Origin of the sequence: Micromonospora sp. M51, from assembly GCF_018070305.1 — a bacterium.
Classification (GTDB): domain Bacteria; phylum Actinomycetota; class Actinomycetes; order Mycobacteriales; family Micromonosporaceae; genus Micromonospora; species Micromonospora parva.
The window spans coordinates 1-1890 of the sequence record NZ_JAGPXZ010000993.1; the positions used below are offsets into that span (position 1 = coordinate 1).

Here is a 1890-nt window from a genome sequence, read left to right on the forward strand (position 1 = left end):
ACCAAGGACGCCACCATCCGGGAGATCCACCATCGGGTGAAGAACAACCTCCAGACGGTGGCTGCGCTGCTGCGGTTGCAGGCCCGCCGGGTGGCGATGCCGGAGGCCCGGGTCGCGTTGGAGGAATCGGTCCGACGGGTCGCCTCGATCGCCCTGGTGCACGAGACGCTCTCCATGTCCAGCGACGAGGCGGTCGAGTTCGACGGCATCGTCGACCGGGTGGCCAGCGCGGCGACCGAGGTCGCGGCGACCGAGGTGAGCGTCGGCATGCGGCGGCGGGGCAGCTTCGGCGTGCTGCCGGCGGAGATCGCCACCTCGCTGGTGATGGTCCTCAACGAGTTGCTGCTCAACGCCGTCGAGCACGGCTTCCCTCCGGCCGACGAGGCGGACGAGGTCCCGGTGCCCGCCGCGTCCGGCATGGTGCCGGTCGCCGCCCCCGAGGTCGACCCGTCGCTGCGGCCCGAGGTGGTGGTCTCCGCGCACCGGTTCCGCAAGATGCTGCACGTTTCGGTGACCGACAACGGCCGCGGCCTGCCGCCGGACTTCGACGCCGAACACGGCAGCCGGCTCGGCCTCCAGATCGTCCGCGCCCTGATCACCGGGGAGCTGCGCGGCACCATCGAACTGCGGGCCGGTGCCAACGGTGGCACCGAGGCGGTGCTGATCATCCCACTGGCCCGCAGCGCCCCGGAGGGCCGCTCCCAACCCTGACCCGCCCTGCCGCCTCCAATGGGGCGGGGTCCGCAGCGGGAGCGGATGTCGGGATGGGCGTGATGCCTCTCAGTCATCAGGATGACTGAGAGGCATCAGGCACATCGAGGTGGGCGGGCCTGGTCGCCGGCCGGCGCCCCGGGGCCGGGTCAGCGGTCGGAGCGGGTGGTCAGCAGGGCGACGGTCAGGCCGGGGCGCTGCCAGACCTGCGCGACGGTGAAGTCCGCACGGAGCGCGTCGCCCTTGGCGTCGGGCACGGCGGCCAGCGGGTCGGCGTGCCGGCCGGAGACGACGAGCCACACCCGCGTCGTACCGGCCAGGCACTGTGCCGGCTGGGGGCACTCGGCAGCCCACAGATCGCCGCGGCGTGCCTCGTCCTCGGTGACCAGCACGTCGCGTGGTGGGTCGGCGAGGTGGTACTCGATGCCGAGGTCGAGGAAGAGCCAGCTGCGCCTTGGCGAGTAGACCACCGCGTCCCCCGGTCGTTGACCGTCCGCGATCACCCGCGCCGCCCCCGCGTAGTCCACCGGGGCGCTGCGCGGCCACTCGTGGGTGCGTCGCAGCGCCGCCTGGTCGGGCAGGCCGAGCAGCCCGGCCAGGACCACCGCCACCAGCGCGCCCGGTGCGCTCACGGCGGCGAGCGCCGCCCCCGCCAACAGGCAGGCGAAGGGCACCACGAAGACCAGGTACCGGGGCACCCACAGCGGCACGACCGCGCCGGCGGCGAAGAGCAGCAGTACGGGCAGCAGCACCGCGCTGACCGGCAGCACCGCGCGTCGCCCGAGCCGGGCTGCGCCCAGCGCGGCGACCCCGACCAGCAGGCCACCCACCACACTGCTCTGGGCCACGCCGCCGGGCAGCGCGCTCAGGTCGTCCGGCCGGACCAGGTGGACCCAGTTCAACTGCCGGGACTGCTGGGTCCGGGCCTTGACCAGCAACGGGCTGACCAGCAGCGCGGCCGGCAGCACGGCGACCAGCCACCGCCACACCCGCCGGTCCCGCTCGGCGTCGAGGCGCGGGGCGGTGCTGCCGGCTGTGGTCGGGGCGGCGCTGGCCGGGGCGGCGATGCCGGCCGCAGCCGGGCCGCGCCACCAGGCGATGAGGACGACCAGCGCGTGCGCGGCGAGCAGTGTGAGTGCGATCAGATGGATGAGCCCGAGCGCGGCGACGGCGACGGCG

At 74.6% G+C, this 1890-nt stretch carries 1 protein-coding gene and 1 pseudogene; one reads left to right on the forward strand and one right to left on the reverse strand.

Annotated elements, in window-relative coordinates; genetic code table 11:
• Nucleotides 1-711 (forward strand): sensor histidine kinase (locus KBX53_RS31660; RefSeq protein WP_210863463.1); only part of this gene is annotated, 711 nt, incomplete at its 5' end.
• Nucleotides 712-860: 149 nt separating this feature from the next.
• Here KBX53_RS31660 and KBX53_RS31665 read toward each other — a convergent pair.
• A pseudogene (locus KBX53_RS31665) lies at nucleotides 861-1890 on the reverse strand (hypothetical protein); the annotation flags it as partial.